The organism is Myxococcales bacterium, from assembly GCA_016699535.1.
Taxonomy (GTDB): Bacteria; Myxococcota_A; Polyangia; order Polyangiales.
Map to the genome: position 1 here is coordinate 380960 of CP064980.1, position 17886 is coordinate 398845.

Here is a 17886-nt window from a genome sequence, read left to right on the forward strand (position 1 = left end):
TCGTCTCGCTTTTGGGTAAGATGCGCTCATGGACGTAGCAGACGCATTGGGCAAGGTTAGTCTTTTCGAAGGACTGTCTCCAAAGGGCTTGCAACTGATTGCAAGCATTGCGAGACAAGAGAGCTTCAACGCCGGTGACACGCGGGCTAGCCAAAGATGAACTCGAGGATTTGTTATTCCTTCATAAAGATCTCGCTTATGAGATCCTTTGGAATTTCGTCACCTTGCTTTCTTCACGTCTACGCGAAACCAACGCAAAGATGACCTTTCTCAGTATGTCTGGAAAGTTCTAAGAAATTAATGCATTCTGCGAACCATGCGCGGATCTCATGCTCAAAACTGTGGATGCTTTCCCACTGGACACCATTATCCTGGTATTGAAGACAGCTTAGCTGCTGTCGAAAAAAACGTCGAAGGACTTGTTAGGGAATTTGATCCCGCAGCACCTTGGGTCAGCATGCCCTTTTGCGTCATTGACTTTGAAACTACCGGTCGCTTCGCCGAGACCGATCGCGTTGTTGAGGTTGGCATTGTTTGTTTTGAAAATGGAGAATGCACGGAACGCCACAACTGGTTGGTCAACCCCACTATCCCTGTGCCAAAGGAAGCCGAAGCCGTTCATGGAATATCGGATGCTGATTTAGCCGACGCACCGAAGTGGGAAGAAATTCAAGAAGAAGTTATCAAACAACTAAGCAATCGTTTGGTCGTGGCATACAATGCCTCTTTTGACCGTGGTTTTCTGTTTGCAGAGGTCGCCCGCACCGGTCAAACGGACTTCAACCACATTCCAGCGCTGCGCCAAAACGTGCAATGGATCGACCCCTTGGTTTGGGCTCGTGAACTGTTCAAGTATCAAAAAGGTAAAAAACTCACCGACATGGCTCAGCGTTTGAATATTCCTCTTGAAAATGCGCACCGAGCGTCGGGCGATGCTGAAGCTGCAGGACGTGTATTGCTTGCTATGGCACCTAAGCTGCCCGAAAGCTATGGCGAGCTTATTCGTTTGCAAGTCCAGTATGCCGCGAGACAGGAAATGGAATTTGCATCCTGGCGCGCCAGACGTCGTTAGAATTTGTCTTTCATTCGGCGCAGTGCCGCAAAGACAGACACCGGATCCGTTGTATCAACACTTGGATCGAGTTCAGAAACACACTCTGCGAAATGCTTATCATTGCAGCGCAAAAATGGATTTACGATTCTTTGATGTTCAAGCTTACCTGGAACGGTAACTTTACCATGTTTATGAATGCTGTCTTTCCATCGTCTAATTGCTAGGTTTTGGGGCTCGATTGCGAGTGCAAATTCAATGTTTGCAAGGGAATATTCATGACCGCAATAGATATCGAGTCTTGAATCAAGATTTTTTAGTTTTTCGAGCGAGTCGTACATTTGTTTTGGGCTTCCCTCAAACAACCGACCGCAACCGCCCAAAAAAAAGTGTATCTCCACAAAAAAGTGAGCCATCGATTTCATAGGCTAAAGCACCCAGGGTATGCCCTGGAACTTCGTGTGTTTTCAAAACATTTCCTGCAAAACCAATCGTACTTTGCTCATGAGCCACTTGGTTCTGATAGGGCACTCGGCGCCGTTCAAGGTCGTAGATGCTCGCCAAAATAGCTTCGGGTTTGAAAGCCTCAACCAATTCTGAAACCCCGTTTACATGATCCCAGTGGTGGTGAGTCAGCCAAATCTGGCTTAGACGATAACCGAGCGCTCGAAGACGTTGTATAATCGGCCCCGATTCAGAGGGGTCAATACATACAGCGCTTTTGTTACTTGGATCCAGCAACAAATAGCCGTAATTATCACTCAGTAAAGGAATGGTTTCTACCTTCATAGGACCATGCTAGCATAGCTTCCGGTCGCGAATTATCTACCTCAAGACTGAAGCAAAACCATGTCCAGAGTATTTTATTCTGCTTTTTTCCTCTTATTGATTCTCGGCGGCACCGTTCTTCCAAGCAAAAGCCAGGCCAAAGGACGTCCCCAAATAGCCGTATTGGGAATCCAGTCAATGGAAGGAGACGATGACTATGCGCACCGTCTCAGCATCGCCCTACGATCAAAGGCTACACAGGTTAGCGAGTGGAATGTCTTGCGCTTAAATTCCTCAATACAACAGCTTAGTCTTGCGCATGGATGCACCAATACGGACAACGGATGTTTAACCGCAATCGCACGGTCATTGGGTGTCGATACTATTATTTACGGAATTTTAAGGCGATCAAACCACTCGGGAGATTTTGATTTCCTACTTAGTTTGCAGGTTTTTTCACTTGCCACGCGTCATATTGAATTTTCAATCAATCGGACGATCAGTCCCTATGAAACAAAGAGCGGAAATGTCGACAAGCTCGCAGCGGAATGCATCGCTCAGCTTGTCGAGCGCCCAAACCTTGGCTCAATTGCGGTCGAAGTACTAAATACCAACAAAGCAGAAGTCCGGATAAGTGGGAATCTTTTGCTAAGTTCGAACGGCAAGGATTTTACCGCAGGGCAAACGCCCATTGGTAAACACAAGCTCGTCGTTTCTGCACCTGGGTATGAAACTCTCGAAAAGGAAATCGAAGTCGATTCTCACGAACAGACCCAGGTCCGGGTCACGTTGATAAAAAGCGACTCTTCTTCCGGTAGCTCGGATACGGCTAGCTCGGAACTCGTATGGCTTGGTTGGGGATCCATCGCACTAGGCGGCGTGTTCCTTGGGCTTTCCGGTTATTCCATGTTGCGGCTGTACACCATCGATCACGATGCCGATCTCGTTGCTTATCGCGAACTTCCTGGTTTAGGAAGCCAAGATGTATGCCAAGCTGCCGCTAACGGCTTTGTTCCTTCAGGCAATGCATCTGAAATCGATGTTCAACGCGTGACGTCACTTTGCGACGAGGCAGATACCCTTGAAGTATTGCAATACGTATTTCTTGGATTAGGTATTGCTGGAGTGGGTGCTGGCATTACCATGCTAGTCATCAATGCCCAAGATGATGACCATAAGGACAACAGTCTTTCCGACGAACGCGAAGCGACTTTTGCTCTTCAACCCTCCGTGGGACGAAACCGCGCCATGCTCAATGCTTTCATTCGTTTTTAGATTGCGGGCATGAGAGTCACTGGTGGTCAATGGCGCGGACGCAAACTCATTCCGCCGAAAACAATGAATACTCGCCCGACAACAGATCGAGCACGCGAGGGTATTTGTTCAGCTCTCGCTTCACGCGATTGTATTAAGGACGCGAATGTCCTCGATTTATTTGCTGGAACAGGGGCAGTGAGTTTTGAGTTTCTATCGCGGGGGGCTAGTCATTCCACTTTGATAGAAAGCGATTCTGCAATGCGAAACACGATCGTCCGTAATGCAGAAGCCTTAGGCTCAAAGCAAAGCATTCACGTGGCAACGATAAACTTAACCTTGGCTAGCTCTCGCGCTCTGGACGATCTTCTCCGAGTCACGCAAGGACCTTTTGATTTGGTGTATGCAGATCCTCCCTACCGGCAATTTACCGATTTTTTACCGCTATTTCATCTCATTGCCGCGAGCAGTCTAGTGACCGCGGGCAGCCTTTTTCTCCTGGAAACAGCCTCCTCAACAAAAGCCGATTTCACATCACCCTTTAGTGATGCTAAGCCCTACCGATACGGAGACACTACCATTTGGCTGCTAACCATCAAAAACCAGTCAGCATGTCTGTAGATATACACACGATACTGTTTGAAGATTGGAGCATCGTTTAACATCATGTCAGTCGCTATCTATCCTGGCTCTTTTGACCCTATCACTAACGGACATGTTAGTATTATCCAGGGCGGTCTAGTTGCTTTTGAAAAAGTCATTGTCGCCGTACTTCGTAATCCAAAAAAGGACCCTCTTTTCGAAGTACAAGAGCGAGCCGACTTAATTGCGGAAACTTTTCGTGGTGAAGCGCGAATAGAAGTCGATTGCTTTGATGGTCTACTTGTGGACTACGCAAAATCACGACAAGCTCGTATCGTCCTGCGTGGTCTTCGAGCAGTTGCAGATTTTGAATACGAACTGCAAATGGCCAACATGAACCGTCAGCTCAATCCAGATATCGAAACAGTGTTCATCATGGCAAATGATGCGTACTTCTATGTAGCGTCTAACTTAGTAAAGGAAGTAGCCCGACTCGGTGCATCTGTCTCAGGCTTGGTACCCACCCACGTCGAACAAGCACTTCGTGATAAACTAAAGACTCACCGCTGAAGACACAACGAATATCACCGTTTCAAGCGTCTAGAGCAGGTACCCGGTCAGTGGGTAACAAAGGTCAGCAGTTAACCAAAAAGTATACGAACACGAGGACAAAGCCAGAAGACAAATCTTTTTCCGAGGCTTTCGTAGATTCTCGGCAGGTCTAGGGTCCCCGGAGTTCATTTCGCTGGAACTCCGTCCCAGACACCCTCACAGGGGCGAGGACGATTATACGTCAGTATATGAGGAGGAGCCCCGAGGACGCAAGCCGAATATGTCGAGTGGGTGGCTCACACCGCGCGAGCGCGTGCATCGACAACCTCGGAAAAAGTCCTTGCAGGCACCACGGACTGACCAGTTACCTAGAGCAGCTGGGTAGCGCGTTCTGCAAGCTCACTGCGCTCACCTTTTCTGAGAGTAACATGTCCTGCAATGGCCTCTTCTCGAAAGCGTTCAGCCAATACAGTAAGACCATTGCTTGCCGCATCCACATAAGGATTATCAATTTGATACGGATCCCCAGTAAGCACTATTTTAGTGTCGCTGCCACAACGGGTAATGATGGTTTTGACCTCGTGGGGCGTTAGATTTTGGGCCTCATCGACAACTAAAAACTGATTCGGAAGCGAGCGGCCTCGTATATAGGTGAGCGGTTCGACCTCAATCAAGCCACTTGCCACGAGCTCAACATAGTTCCGGCCTTGCGACATACGCGTACTGCCCGTTGCAAAGATGTACTCAAGGTTATCATAAATAGGTTGCATCCACGGATTTAGCTTTTCATCTAAATCACCAGGAAGATAGCCAATGTCGCGGCCTAAGGGGAAAATCGGTCGAGACACCAAGAGGCGTGCATACACACCCTCTTCAACAACTTTCTTTAATCCTGCAGCCATCGCTAGTAAAGTTTTTCCAGTGCCAGCTTTGCCAACTAGCGTTACAAGATTAACTTTGTCATCGAGCAAAAGATCAATCGCAAAGCTTTGTTCTTTGTTACGAGGACGGACTCCCCATGCACCATCACGCGGAATATGCAAAGGGTGGATTTCATCCGAACCACCGCGGCGCCTGCCAAGCGCTGTATGCGTTTCAGAAGCCTCATCTTTCGCAATAATGCATGCGTTGCTGTAGATATCGGATGTGGACTTTATATCAGTGATTGAAATGGTTGCTTTTTGACCTAGTTTATCCACAACCTCGGATGCGCAGCTGCCGTCCACGACACCGCTGTACAGTTCATCGATTGCGATGCGGCCGCCTTCATAGTTCTCAGCGCGCAAACCCAAGGCATCCGCACGAATCCGTAGATTCGCATCCATCGTGACAAAAATAGTAGGCACGTCGGGGTTTGCCTCATGCACTTCAAGGGCGGTTTTTACGATGGCATGATCCATCGCTGCGTTGTCCATGACGCGAAGCTGAAGCGCATCTGGCGGGACTGCTATACGCAGCATGCCACCTTCCTCCAAGCTAAAACCACTTTGCAGTGTGCCATTGGCCTTTTCACGCAAGTCATCAATTGTGCGTGTAATGGTTCGCGCATTTCTACCAAGCTCACTGGCTTCTTTTTTGAAGCGATCGATCTCTTCGATCACATAGATCGGAATCACGACTTCGTTGTCTTCAAATTTATAGAGCGCTGAGGGGTCGTGCAGGAGCACGTTGGTGTCGAGCACGTATATTTTCTTCACTTGATTAAGATATCAAAACCCGCCCACGAATCAAACAAAATTGGTACACCGAGAGGGTCCAAAGCAGTCAAAAGCTTCATTTTAGGGATCAAATTGCTGGGCCACCGCATCGTAGCGTTGATTACTGCTGAGCACAAAACCATCGTAGCCCCAGCGGAATCGGAGCTCCTTGGAAACCTCAAGGTCGTCATCAATTGACACGAGTGCCGCTCGAATGTTCGATCGCGCTTCATAAGGAAGTCTGTTTGTTGCAGCAACGCAGTCAAATGGAATGCGTGCGGTTTTCGCCACAACTTTAAGCTGCGCGGCTTCTGAATGCCTCAGAAGTGAGCTTTCATCTACAAAACCCTGACCCACGGCCCCCACAAGGCTACTGTCTGCAACTACCTGTTCAATCACCAAAGAATGTGTTCCAGCAAAACGTTCGTTCTTGAAGAATTTATTTGGGTCAAAGCCCCAACTCTTTATAAGCGAGCGTGGATACAAAAACCCAGAAGTTGAATCTTTGGACACATAAACTACGGTTTTACCTTTAAGGTCTGGCAACGTTTCAGCCTGGTTTTTTTCATTTACAACGAGGTAGCCAACATAAGTTGGTGAGCTTTGCTGTGTCGCCGTGACCAAGGGCTGAATACCAGGAAGCAATTTGCGAGCCTGCACATACGTCATTGGTGTGAAAATGCCTAAATTAACCAAGCCTTCACGCATGCCTGCAACTAAATCGTCGACCTCTGGATACACGAGAACTTTGTAGTCGTATTTGGTTTTCTTTTCCAAAAAATCAATCAGCGGCTGAAGATCGTGGGCAGTCGTTTCTCCCACACTGCGTTCATAAACACCCAAAACGATCTCGGTGAGCGGTATGTTGCGTAAAGATTCGACAGCAGTTTCATCATAAGAGTCGTCTGAGCCTTCGGGCTGCTTAACCTGACCACATGAAATAAAAAGGAGTAATCCGATGGCATAAATTGGAAACAATCTCATAGGACGCTCCTCATTTTCGATACGATGTCAGTGTTCGTGCCTGTTCATCGATTTTAGCCGGTGCAACTGAATTGCGACCTGATTTTTTCGCGGCGTACATCGCCTCGTCGACCGAAATCATTAATTCTTCGAGGTTTTCACCATGCTGCGGAAAGGACGCTACCCCGAAACTTGCCGTTATAGGAGGAAGGCCTGAGCGACTTTTATCGGCTTGTTCGATGGCTGCGCGCAGACGCTCAGCTGCTGCAGCAGCGTAAGGCAGTGAAGTGTTTGGCATGGCTATCGCAAACTCTTCTCCGCCCAACCGAGCTACTAAATCTGCCAGCCTGGCTTCGCTTTGTAGTACCTCAGCGGTACTCTGTAGAACGTCGTCGCCCACTGAATGACCATACTGATCATTGATGTTCTTGAAATGATCCAAATCACACATGACCAGCGAAAAAGGCTTCCCAGAACGTCTCGCTATTTCAAGATCTCGGCGGGCACGCTCAACAAAATGACGTCGATTGAACAAACCGGTTAATGAATCTGTAATCACCATGCGAGAAAGTTGCTCGTTAGCCTGTTGCAACGCTCTAGTTCGTTCTCGTACTAACTGCTGTAAGTTTTCGGTGTATTTTTGAATAGCTTCCGCCATTCGGTTAAATGAAACCCCGAGTGAAGTGATTTCGTCGTTACCGACCGAAGCAACACGCTGGTCCATGTGGCCTTCGCGAAAATTGGTGGCAGCATCCGCAAGCTTTACAATACGGTCAGAAATTTGGAATTTTAGGGTGAGAAAGAGCACCAAAGACAAAACAAGCGCTGCGACACCGACCAGAATACCGCCACTTAAAAACGCAGCTCTTAGCGCACTCCGATAGCGCGCCTCGCTCAGGGTCGCTTCAATGTTACCTACCGTATAAGCCATCCGCACAGGTATTTGAAAATTCACCACACCGTGCTCCACATCCTCTTGGATGTTGCCTGTTTTGAGCTGGCTTAGATGTTTTCCAAAGTCCCGGGGATCGTAGGCCGCCACGACACGCTTGTTCGTACCAAAAACTCGGATATTAACTAAATCGGGATAGCGTTCAGGAAAATTGGCTACCGAATCGACCGTAGCCTGAACGCGAGAATGCTTCCCAGCCGCCAAATCTGGCCCGATGGCCGTAGCCAGTATTTCTAGGCCCTGTTGGCTATTTCGAAGGAAATCTCGATGATAGGTGTGCTGTGTCTGCGCAAAAACCGCCCCTAGGGTTAGCAAAGCAACCAACGAAACGACTCCAAAAGTCCAAATGGCAACCTTGGTCGGGAGTCCCACCGAATTCTTACCTCACCTTCATGTGTAGTTGAATATCACACTCAACAAAGTTGGCTTCTGGCAACAAAGTGCTGAGTCCGATATCCTTATATAAGAGTTCCCACATACTAGCAGGAATCGCGGCGGAGTCTCGCGGAAAGGAAGCACCGGGCCAAATGTCTTCATCACGCTTTGAAATGATCTCTAAGATCGCAAGTTTACAAGACTATGACGAGTATCGCGACCTACATTGGGAAGGCTCTTTTGAGGACTATCTAAACATTGTCCGCGATAAACCCCAAGTGACCCGCAACGCTTTTCAGCGCCTTTATGACATGGTCGTAAGCTACGGTGAGGAAGAATACATTGATAATAAAAAGCGCCTCGTCCGCTACCCCTTTTTCAGCGACCCGATTGGCGGTGGCAAAGACGCAATCTATGGCCTAGACATTCCGCTGATGCGCCTGGTTCACGTCCTTCAGGCAGCCGCTCACAGCTACGGACCTGAGAAACGCGTCATCTTGTTGCATGGTCCCGTGGGTTCAAGCAAAAGCACCATCGCGCGTTTGCTCAAAAAGGGCACCGAACACTATTCGCGCAAACCTGAAGGCGCGCTTTACACTTTCAAGTGGTGCAACCTTGCTGACTCCGCTCTCGTCAGCAGCGACGATCATCACGGTGATTTTCCGTGTCCTATGAACGAAGAGCCCTTGCGGCTCATTCCTGTTCAATGGCGGGAGCGCGCCATTCGCGAACTAGCACTGGGCAACGACCAATGTCGGATTCGCATCGAAGGAGAACTCGATCCCGCGTGTCGTTTCATTTTTAACGCGCTGCTTGAGAGATACAACGGAGACTGGTCCAAAGTGATCTCCAATCATATTCGTGTCAAACGTCTCATTCTTAGTGAACAAGATCGACTGGGTATCGGCACCTTCCAGCCTAAAGATGAAAAAAACCAAGACTCGACAGAGCTAACCGGCGATATCAATTACCGAAAAATTGCGGTTTATGGATCCGATTCCGATCCACGGGCTTTTAACTTCGATGGCGAATTTAATATCGCAAACCGCGGCATTGTCGAGTTCGTCGAAGTACTCAAGCTCGACGTTGCCTTTCTCTATGATCTTCTTGGCGCTACTCAAGAACACAAAATCAAGCCAAAGAAATTCGCACAGACTGATATTGATGAAGTCATTATTGGTCACACCAATGAAGCCGAATACCAAAAGCTTCTCAACAACGAGTTTATGGAAGCGCTCCGGGATCGAACGATTAAAATCGATATCCCTTACATCACCAAGCTAAGCCAAGAGATTAAAATCTACGAAAAGGATTTTTCATCTGAAAAACTGCGCGGCAAACACGTTGCACCGCATACATTGGAAGTTGCAGCCATGTGGGCTGTGCTCACTCGCTTGGAAGCTCCCAAAAAGCACAACCTTACGCAGTTGCAGAAAATGAAACTCTATGATGGCAAGGTGCTTCCAAACTTCACGCAGGACAATGTTAAAGAGCTCCGTAAAGAAGCAAAACGTGAGGGCCTTGAGGGCATTTCCCCACGTTATGTTCAGGATAAAATCTCCAACACATTGGTGCGTGATGGTGTCGAAGGTTACATTAACCCCTTTATGGTACTCAATGAGCTCGACAAAGGCCTGCGCAACCACTCTTTGATTTCGAACGAAGAGCAACGCAAACACTATCGAGAGCTAATTGGCGTTGTTAAGTCCGAATACGAAGAAATCGTTAAAAACGAAGTGCAACGTGCCATCAGCGCAGACGAAGAAGCTATTTCCAGACTTTGCGCCAACTACATCGACAATATCCGTGCTTACGCGCTCAAGGAGAAAGTCAAAAACCGTTATACCGGACGTGATGAAGAGCCAGACGAACGACTTATGCGTTCGATTGAAGAAAAGATCGACATTGCCGAAAACCGCAAAGATGATTTTCGTAGCGAAATCATGAACTACATTGGCGCACTTGCGATTGAAGGAAAGATTTTTTCCTTTGATACCAATGACCGTCTCCGACGTGCGCTTGAAATGAAGCTTTTTGATGACCAAAAAGATTCCATCAAACTGAGCAGCTTTGTGTCCAATGTGATTGATAAAGACACTCAGGAAAAGATCGACGTCATCAAGAGCCGTCTCATCAAGAACTACGGTTACAACGAAGCATCGGCAAACGATGTTCTTTCCTTTGTTTCAAGTATTTTCGCACGTGGTGATGTTAAGCAGAGTTAAAGATAAACGATGGCGCTAAAAATTGATCAAGACCATTCTCGTTTTCGGAAGATCGTACGCGGTCGCATCCGAGAAAACTTGCGCAAATACATATCGCAAGGCGAGCTAATTGGTCGACAAGGTGGGGATGTTGTTTCGATTCCTATTAATCAAATCGACATTCCTCGTTTTCGTTACGGTGAAAAGCAGCAAGGCGGCGTCGGTCAAGGTGAAGGCGAGCCCGGCTCCCCACTTTCAGGTGAAGAGCAAGAGGGTGACGGCGGTAAAAAAGCTGGCAACCAAGGCGGGGAACATCTGCTGGAAATCGATGTTACTCTCGATGAACTCGCCGAAATCCTTGGTGAAGAACTCGAACTGCCACGGATTGAAGATCGCGGCAGCCAACAGATTGTTAAGAGCAAGGATCGTTACGTAGGTATACGCCGCACAGGTCCAAGTTCTTTACGTCATTTTAAACGAAGTTTTCGCAAGGCCTTGCAGCGTCAAATTTCTACAGGCACTTACAACTCAAAAAATCCTGTCGTCATACCAATTCGTGATGACATGCGCTACCGCTCATGGAAAACAAAGAGCGAGCCCATCGCTCAAGCCGTTATTATTTATATGATGGATGTGTCAGGTTCGATGGGCGATGAGCAAAAAGAAATCGTACGAATGGAATCTTTTTGGCTTGATACGTGGATCAGACATCAATACAAAGGCCTTGAGACACGCTATATCATTCACGATGCGGTGGCACGTGAAGTCGATCGAGACACCTTCTTCCACACACGTGAATCTGGCGGAACGATGATTTCCTCTGCCTATAAACTCGCCGCTGAAATCATCGAAAGTGACTATCCAAGCAGTAGCTGGAACATCTACCCTTTTCACTTTTCCGACGGCGATAACTGGAGCGTCGATGATACACTCGTCTGCATTGAGCTTCTCAAAAACAAGCTTCTTCCGGTATCCAATGTTTTTTGCTACGGGCAAGTTGAAAGCCCCTATGGTTCAGGTCAATTTATAAAAGACCTTTCTGAGCATCTCGATGGCGATGATCGTCTTATCACCAGTGAGATTCGAGACCGTGATGCCATTGTCGGCTCCATCAAAGAATTTTTAGGAAAGGGCCGCTAAGTGGGACGATTTGCACTCGGGACAGCTCTATCCAGTCCGCTTCGTGATATGCAGAGGCAAATCGAAGCCTATGCTCGTGAGTACGGATTGGATTGCTTTCCACTAAGCTTTGAAGTGCTCAGTTACGAGCAGATGAACGAGATTGCGGCCTTCGGCGGCTTTCCAGGACGTTATCCCCATTGGCGTTTTGGTATGGAGTACGAGCAGCTTTCCAAGAGTTACGAGTATGGTCTCTCAAAAATCTACGAGATGGTCATTAACAACAATCCAGCTATTGCTTATCTGCTCGAAGGCAACAGCATGGTCGAGCAGAAGCTCGTTATGGCGCACGTTTATGCCCATGTGGATTTCTTCAAGAATAACTTTACCTTTAAGAAAACTGATCAGGGTATGGATCCCGAGCAAGGTCTTCCTATACGCAAATGGGTCGATACGCTTGCCAATCATGGTGCCGTCATTCGGCGTTGGGTCAACCGCGTCGGCGTTGATGAAGTTGAGACCTTCATCGACCATTGCTTGAGTCTCGAAAACCTTATCGATTCACGACATCATGCGACGCGCTCTCTCAAAAAAGACAGCAGCGACTCTGAACAAGAGCAGGTCGAAGAGCTTCCACGTCTTCGCGTTGATCACGACTACATGGAAGACTACATCAATCCTAAAGAGTTCTTAGACCGACAAAAAAAGATACGAGATGACGACAAAGCTCGAGCTAAGAAATTTCCCGAACATGCCGAACGCGATGTATTGGGCTTTCTCCTGGAGCACGCTCCCTTAGAGCGTTGGGAACGTGAGGTATTGAGTATTATCCGTCGTGAAGCTCTGTATTTTGCGCCACAAGCCCAAACCAAGATTATGAACGAAGGTTGGGCCACCTATTGGCATTCAAAAATCATGACCGAAAGAGCCGCAACAGGATCGGAAATCATCGATTACGCGGATCGTTGCGCCAGTGTTTTAGCGAGCAGCCCAGGACAACTCAACCCTTACAAACTGGGTGTTGAATTGTATAAGCACATCGAAGAGCGCTGGAACAAAGGCCAGTTTGGCCGTGAATGGGAGCAATGCGACACCATGCACGAACGGCAAAATTGGGACAAGCAGCTTGGGCTAGGAAGAAAAAAAATCTTTGAAGTTCGTGCTTACTACAACGACGTTACTTTTATAGATGAATTTCTAACACCTGAGTTTGTGGCTGCTCAAAAAATGTATTCCTTTGGATACAACAAACGCAACAATCGTTGGGAGATCGAATCACGAGTTTTCAAAGAAGTTAAAGACAAGCTTTTGTTTGCACTCACCAACGCTGGTCAACCTTTCATCAACGTGGAAGATGCAAACTACGCTAACCGTGGAGAGCTTATACTCGCGCACGAGCATCGGGGAGTCGATTTGAAAGTTGACTATGCACATGCTGTGCTTGAATCACTGAACCGGGTATGGAAACGGCCGGTTGAAGTTCATACCATCATCGAAGAAAAAGCAAGTGCACTGCGATACGACGGCTCCGAGCATACGCAACGTCATCTATAAAGACTAAAGACCCGTGCAACTGAACTCGAAGGGTTGCGCACTGCTTTCTGGAGAGGTGACGGAAACTGTTTGTTCCGGATAGGTCACCAAGGGAAGGTTGCGGCATAAAATCTTTCCTGAAACTGAACCATCACCAAGCACCAAGTCCGTTAACTGACAAGGCTGCTCTACACTTGGAGGGTTTATGCCACATGCACCGGAATAATAGTTGTCTTCTTTGACTTCAAAAACACAGGAACTACCACCCGCGAATTGATTTGAACCAATCAAAGCATTGTGCAGCTGCATCCCATAAACAATCTGGTTGTTCTCAACTCGATAGGCTTGAAAATCAAGAATCTGCGCACCGTCGCCACCACTCAAGTTGCAATCGACTGAATACTCACCATCAGACGATGATACGCTGATCTCACGAGATTCAGGGCAGTCCGTGCTGGCACATGCTTTTCGTGTAAACCAACTTACGTCGACCTTCAGGGCACTCGAAGAGCACGCTCCAAGCAAAACAAGACATGCCGTGCGGCAAAGAGATCTAAAGAGCATGCTACAGTAAAGCAGAAGCAAGATCTCCACGCAAATCTTCTAAGGCTTCCAGCCCTACCGAGATCCGGATCAAACCATCGCGAATGCCTATACCCTCACGAATCTCCTTAGAAATACTGGCATGGGTCATGATGGCTGGCGATTCAATCAAAGACTCCACTCCGCCTAGGCTCTCTGCACAAGTGAAGATTTCTACATTTTTCAGTAGGTGCATGGCAGCCTCCATGCCTCCTTTGACTTCAAAGGAAATCATTCCGCCGAAACCCTTCATTTGCTTTTTTGCAAGAGCATGTTGAGGATGATCTTCAAGCCCAGGATAGTAAACACGCTCAATGGATGGATGTTCGCTCAACCACCGCGCTAGCATTGATGCACTTTGCACATGGCGCTCCATACGAACAGGCAAGGTCTTTAGCCCTCGTAGAACCATAAAACAATCAAAAGGAGACGGCACCGCACCAACTGATTTTTGAATAAAGCGGAGTTGCTCCGCCATCGCATCATCATTGCAAAGGACGATCCCACCTACTACATCACTGTGACCGTTAAGGTACTTCGTCGCTGAATGAACTACCATCGTGGCGCCAAGCTCCAAAGGCCTCTGCAAGATGGGTGAAGCAAAAGTGTTGTCCACAGCCAGAGCAATCCCATGTTTTCTGCATTGCTCTGCGATCGCAGCAATGTCCACAAGCTTAAGCAAGGGGTTGGTTGGCGTCTCTAACCAAACAAGCTTTGTACCTTTTTTTATGTGTGCTTCGATTGAAGGCCGTGTTGATAAATCGACCCAACTTGTTTCAATCTTGGCTGGCCCGAAAATACGATCGAAAAGTCGACGGGTTCCTCCGTAAACGTCATCACAAGCCACAACATGATCCCCAGGATGAAGCAGCTGCATGACGCTCGACATTGCAGCGCAGCCCGATGCAAAAGCAACGCCGTGCTTTGCCCCTTCTAAAGCGGCCACACATTGCTCGAGACTTTGCCGCGTCGGATTACCAGCCCTTGAATAATCAAAATGCTCCGGTGCACCTGGCTCGCTTTGAGCAAAGGTCGTCGAAAGCACGATGGGCGGCATGACTGCTTTGCTAGTAGGATCGGCGTGTTGACCAGCGTGAATCGCCAGCGTTTCTAGGGCGTAGTTTTTCTTTGGCATGAACTCTTCTTAACCCTCAAGGGCACAACACTGCAAGCAAACAATACTACTTTTTAAGCACGCTATAATGCCGCCAATTCCGTCGTGCAAGACCACTTAAAACTCGTTCTTTGCTCGGTATTGCTGATCTTCCTTTCAACTCGAGGTATAAAGCGTGCATGAGCGATCACAGCAGTCCATCCATCGCCCCAGAGTTATTGCGCATTGAGGAAAGCTCGAGATTGCGTGAATACCTCGATGAGATTCACCCCGAAGATATCTCCGATATGCTCGGGTACGCCGAAACTCCGCAAGGCTTAAAAATCCTTCGGCTCTTGCCTCAATCTAAGGGTGCGGAAGTTTTAGGTCGCGTTAAACCCGAGCTAAGGGATAACTTTCTTGAAGCCATTCCGCCTGAGGAAAGCGCAGTCTTCCTAAGTCGAATGTCTTCTGACGACCGCGCTGACTTCATGCAAGAAATCGCGCCCGCACTTGCCGCAGACTTACTCAAGCACCTTGAGGAGATTGCACCGGAGGCAGCGGAAGATGCGCGACGCTTGATAGCTTATCCGGAGCAGAGCGCGGGCGGCTTGATGACCACGGAGTTCATCGCCCTTGCCCCTGACACAAAAATCAAAGAAGCCATTGAAAAAGTGCGAGACTTTTCGCTTCGAGGGCATGCCGAAACCATCTACTATATCTATGTTACAGCTTTCGGGAATAAACTCGTTGGCGTTCTTTCATTACGTGATTTAATTCTTGCCGATCCTGAAAACACTCTCAGTGATATCATGAAGCAAAATGTCGTGCGTGTTGAACCTTTTGCTGATCAAGAAGAAGTCGCCCAAACCATCGCACGCTATGATTTATCGGCCATTCCGATCACTGGGCCACGTGGACGTTTAATCGGCGTTGTTACAGTCGATGACGTCGTGGATGTTGTCATTGAAGAGGCCACTGAAGATGCGCAGAAAATGGCTGCTATTGAGCCCATCGATGCCGCTTACTTTGAGACCAGCGTCGCCACCTTTATTCGCAAACGTGCTCCGTGGCTTGTCGTGCTTTTTATTGGCGAGCTACTTACTGCCACCGTCTTGAAACGATACGAGCACGACTTCGCAACAACACTTATTTTAGTTGCCTTTATCCCTTTGATTATTTCTTCAGGAGGTAACAGCGGCGCACAATCTTCATCGTTGATTATTCGTGCCCTTGCCCTTGGAGAACTTGAACCCAAAGACTGGTGGCGAGTGTTTTCAAAAGAGCTAACCATCGGAATAGCCTTGGGTTTGTTGCTCGGCATTGTGGGTTTTGCCAGAGTGTTCTTCGTACCGGGTGCTGCCTTCACCGCGGAAATCGCGCTCACGGTGGCAGGAAGCATCGTGGCGGTTGTTTTGCTTGGCGCCTTACTTGGATCGCTTCTGCCACTGGGTATAAAACGCTTGGGCCTTGATCCTGCCGTATCATCGACACCCTTTATCGCATCCCTTGTCGACGTCCTTGGCTTGATGCTCTATTTCAGCATCGCACGCGTTTTGATTCAAACGGTGGCCTCCTAAAACGGACAATCAAGCCTGCTGTCCATCGATGCTGGGCGTGAGCCAGGGTTTGTGGGGGCCAAAGTCCCCAGTTTCGATAAGCCATCCTAGTAAAAATGGGTGAAATTCAGGAATTTTTCTATCCTGTAGCCGGGCACGAAAGTTGCAACAGTTCCTGATGTGCATACAAAAATGCCAGAATCGGAAAAGTCCCATATGCGATTTTTTCAAAAACGAACGAATTTTCACTGTGCTGTGAAAACTTCGCTTGTTGCACTGCTGGTATCAAGCTGTTCGCTAAGCACGGATCATGATCCGCAAGAACAACTAGCAAACGCGCAAACTTTCAGTCCTTCGGCAAACAGTTCGACTTCAGCCCTGCGTCTTCCCTTTGTCCGTGTGTTCATGTTGAACGAAGACAAGCTGCAAGAAGATAGCTCGCTCGATCCCTGCCATCCAGATTCGACCCCTTACATACGAGCAATTTACGCCAGTGTCTTGGGCTCAAAGACTCTTCTGGTGCCAGCGCATACCACCGCGGACGCCGAGCAACTAAAGGTCGTAATTTTGCGTAATGCGCCAGGAGAGCCCCACAGTTTTGACCGAAACGACGTTAGCCTGCGCGCGCTCGACGGGACGATCGAATGCACAAGCCAGCAAGCCATCGTGCACCGTCACCAGCGTTTTGTTAAAAGCAAAGAGAACTTCGCTCCAAGTCTACACGATGTTGCACTTCTGCAACTTGAAGAAGCCATCGAAGATATTGACCCCATTGAGCCCTCGCGCATAGTCTTTGGTCGGCCACAGAGCAATTGTGACACTCCGAACATAGGGATAGCTCGAGTGGCATCTGATACGGACGATATTTCCGCCGCATGGCCTGGCGCTGATTATGGAGGCTTCAGCCTCGGGACAATCGAAGAGAAGGTTATCGGCTACGATGCAGTCTATTCCTCACCCCTGATGTCGAACTACACGGATGCTAGTGTGCATGACCCTGACGGAAAAATGGATTTCATTGGTCTACCCATGTTCTCGTCGGTCAAAGACTGCGACGGAAAAGAAGTCTGGAAATTGCTGGGTGTGCTTTCCTACATCAACACTAAAAGCTATAATCCACTCAGATTTTCGAGAATCGACAATATTTGGGAATGGGTCGAGGCAAAACGCTTTTGTATTGAAAGTGGTCGTTGCGAAAGTTCGGCCTCGGCGCCGGATGCATTTACCTGCGGCGGTATCGCCGATGCATTAAACGCAGGTGAAATTTCCGATCAGAAACTGAGCTCCCAAGACGGGCGCTTGGCCTTCCTTGCCTACAACGAAAACGAAGGGCCCAGTGCGTGTCCACCTGTTTCCGCAGACGCGCCCCGTTTTTGCCTGCAAAGCAATCAGACGGATTGTGACCCAGATATACCGAGGGCTGAGTTGCACGAGATCGCTGCATTCACGCCCGATTGGGTCATGCTAGGTAACACCTCCGAGCCCAACGGGACCACTGGTTATTGCATGATTTATACCGGGAAGGAAAGCGACTAAAGGTGTGCCACCAAGCTAGCACTAGGCTATGCTGAATCGCCTTCGCTCATATCAACCAATGTTCCG

The 17886-nt window shown here is 48.3% G+C and carries 17 protein-coding genes; 10 read left to right on the forward strand and 7 right to left on the reverse strand.

Translation table 11 applies throughout. The annotated features are described in order from the left end of the window. Positions 1-134: 134 nt before the first annotated feature. Both IPJ88_01955 and IPJ88_01960 read left to right on the forward strand, forming a co-directional pair. The gene (locus IPJ88_01955) at positions 135-293 is read left to right on the forward strand and encodes a hypothetical protein (protein QQR90533.1); all 159 of its coding nucleotides are present in this window, start codon (positions 135-137) and stop codon (positions 291-293) included. 23 nt (positions 294-316) lie between these two features. Continuing rightward, a complete protein-coding gene (locus IPJ88_01960) occupies positions 317-1072 on the forward strand; it encodes a 3'-5' exonuclease (GenBank protein ID QQR90534.1) in 756 nt (251 codons plus the stop codon). On the opposite strand, the gene IPJ88_01965 is transcribed toward IPJ88_01960, so the two are convergent. Beyond that, positions 1069-1392, reverse strand: coding sequence for a hypothetical protein (locus tag IPJ88_01965; GenBank protein ID QQR90535.1), 324 nt, complete (start codon positions 1390-1392; stop codon positions 1069-1071). The two genes, IPJ88_01960 and IPJ88_01965, sit on opposite strands and share 4 nt — an antisense overlap. Before the next feature lie 16 nt (positions 1393-1408). Then, entirely contained in the window at positions 1409-1840 is a 432-nt protein-coding gene (locus tag IPJ88_01970) for an MBL fold metallo-hydrolase (protein ID QQR90536.1), read from the reverse strand. Positions 1841-1900: 60 nt separating this feature from the next. Here IPJ88_01970 and IPJ88_01975 point away from each other — a divergent pair, with 60 nt between their 5' ends. From IPJ88_01975 to coaD, 3 genes are read left to right on the forward strand one after another with little or no spacing between them, the layout of a single operon-like run. Then, the gene (locus IPJ88_01975) at positions 1901-3094 is read left to right on the forward strand and encodes a PEGA domain-containing protein (protein ID QQR90537.1); all 1194 of its coding nucleotides are present in this window, start codon (positions 1901-1903) and stop codon (positions 3092-3094) included. Between the two features lie 9 nt (positions 3095-3103). Next, complete coding sequence (locus IPJ88_01980; GenBank protein QQR90538.1) at positions 3104-3694, forward strand: RsmD family RNA methyltransferase; 591 nt, start codon at positions 3104-3106, stop codon at positions 3692-3694. A 42-nt stretch (positions 3695-3736) separates the two neighbouring features. Further along, the gene (gene coaD / locus IPJ88_01985) at positions 3737-4225 is read left to right on the forward strand and encodes a pantetheine-phosphate adenylyltransferase (protein QQR91938.1); all 489 of its coding nucleotides are present in this window, start codon (positions 3737-3739) and stop codon (positions 4223-4225) included. A 350-nt stretch (positions 4226-4575) separates the two neighbouring features. Here the strand turns inward: coaD and IPJ88_01990 are convergent, their stop codons facing one another. From IPJ88_01990 to IPJ88_02000, 3 genes are all read right to left on the reverse strand, one after another. After that, a complete protein-coding gene (locus IPJ88_01990) occupies positions 4576-5904 on the reverse strand; it encodes a PhoH family protein (protein ID QQR90539.1) in 1329 nt (442 codons plus the stop codon). Between the two features lie 81 nt (positions 5905-5985). After that, positions 5986-6888 carry a phosphate/phosphite/phosphonate ABC transporter substrate-binding protein gene (phnD, locus tag IPJ88_01995; protein QQR90540.1) on the reverse strand — a complete coding sequence of 301 codons (903 nt, stop codon included), beginning with the start codon at positions 6886-6888 and terminating at the stop codon, positions 5986-5988. Between the two features lie 10 nt (positions 6889-6898). Next, complete coding sequence (locus IPJ88_02000; GenBank protein ID QQR90541.1) at positions 6899-8191, reverse strand: diguanylate cyclase; 1293 nt, start codon at positions 8189-8191, stop codon at positions 6899-6901. 155 nt (positions 8192-8346) lie between these two features. Here IPJ88_02000 and IPJ88_02005 point away from each other — a divergent pair, with 155 nt between their 5' ends. From IPJ88_02005 to IPJ88_02015, 3 genes are read left to right on the forward strand one after another with little or no spacing between them, the layout of a single operon-like run. Next, complete coding sequence (locus tag IPJ88_02005) at positions 8347-10419, forward strand: serine protein kinase (protein QQR90542.1); 2073 nt, start codon at positions 8347-8349, stop codon at positions 10417-10419. A gap of 9 nt (positions 10420-10428) precedes the next feature. After that, positions 10429-11538 (forward strand): DUF444 family protein, encoded by a 1110-nt coding sequence (locus tag IPJ88_02010; protein QQR90543.1) that lies wholly within the window; start codon positions 10429-10431, stop codon positions 11536-11538. Between the two features lie 48 nt (positions 11539-11586). Further along, positions 11587-13071, forward strand: a complete 1485-nt coding sequence (locus tag IPJ88_02015) for a SpoVR family protein (protein QQR91939.1) — start codon at positions 11587-11589, stop codon at positions 13069-13071. A gap of 3 nt (positions 13072-13074) precedes the next feature. Here IPJ88_02015 and IPJ88_02020 read toward each other — a convergent pair whose 3' ends face one another. Together IPJ88_02020 and IPJ88_02025 are read right to left on the reverse strand one after the other, a co-directional pair. Beyond that, positions 13075-13614 (reverse strand): hypothetical protein, encoded by a 540-nt coding sequence (locus tag IPJ88_02020; protein ID QQR90544.1) that lies wholly within the window; start codon positions 13612-13614, stop codon positions 13075-13077. A 1-nt stretch (position 13615) separates the two neighbouring features. Further along, positions 13616-14767, reverse strand: coding sequence for a PLP-dependent transferase (locus IPJ88_02025; protein QQR90545.1), 1152 nt, complete (start codon positions 14765-14767; stop codon positions 13616-13618). A 158-nt stretch (positions 14768-14925) separates the two neighbouring features. On the opposite strand from IPJ88_02025, the gene mgtE reads away from it, so the two are divergent. Both mgtE and IPJ88_02035 read left to right on the forward strand, forming a co-directional pair. After that, positions 14926-16305 carry a magnesium transporter gene (gene mgtE, locus IPJ88_02030; protein QQR90546.1) on the forward strand — a complete coding sequence of 460 codons (1380 nt, stop codon included), beginning with the start codon at positions 14926-14928 and terminating at the stop codon, positions 16303-16305. A 234-nt stretch (positions 16306-16539) separates the two neighbouring features. Then, a complete protein-coding gene (locus tag IPJ88_02035; GenBank protein ID QQR90547.1) occupies positions 16540-17820 on the forward strand; it encodes a hypothetical protein in 1281 nt (426 codons plus the stop codon). Positions 17821-17886 lie beyond the last annotated feature (66 nt).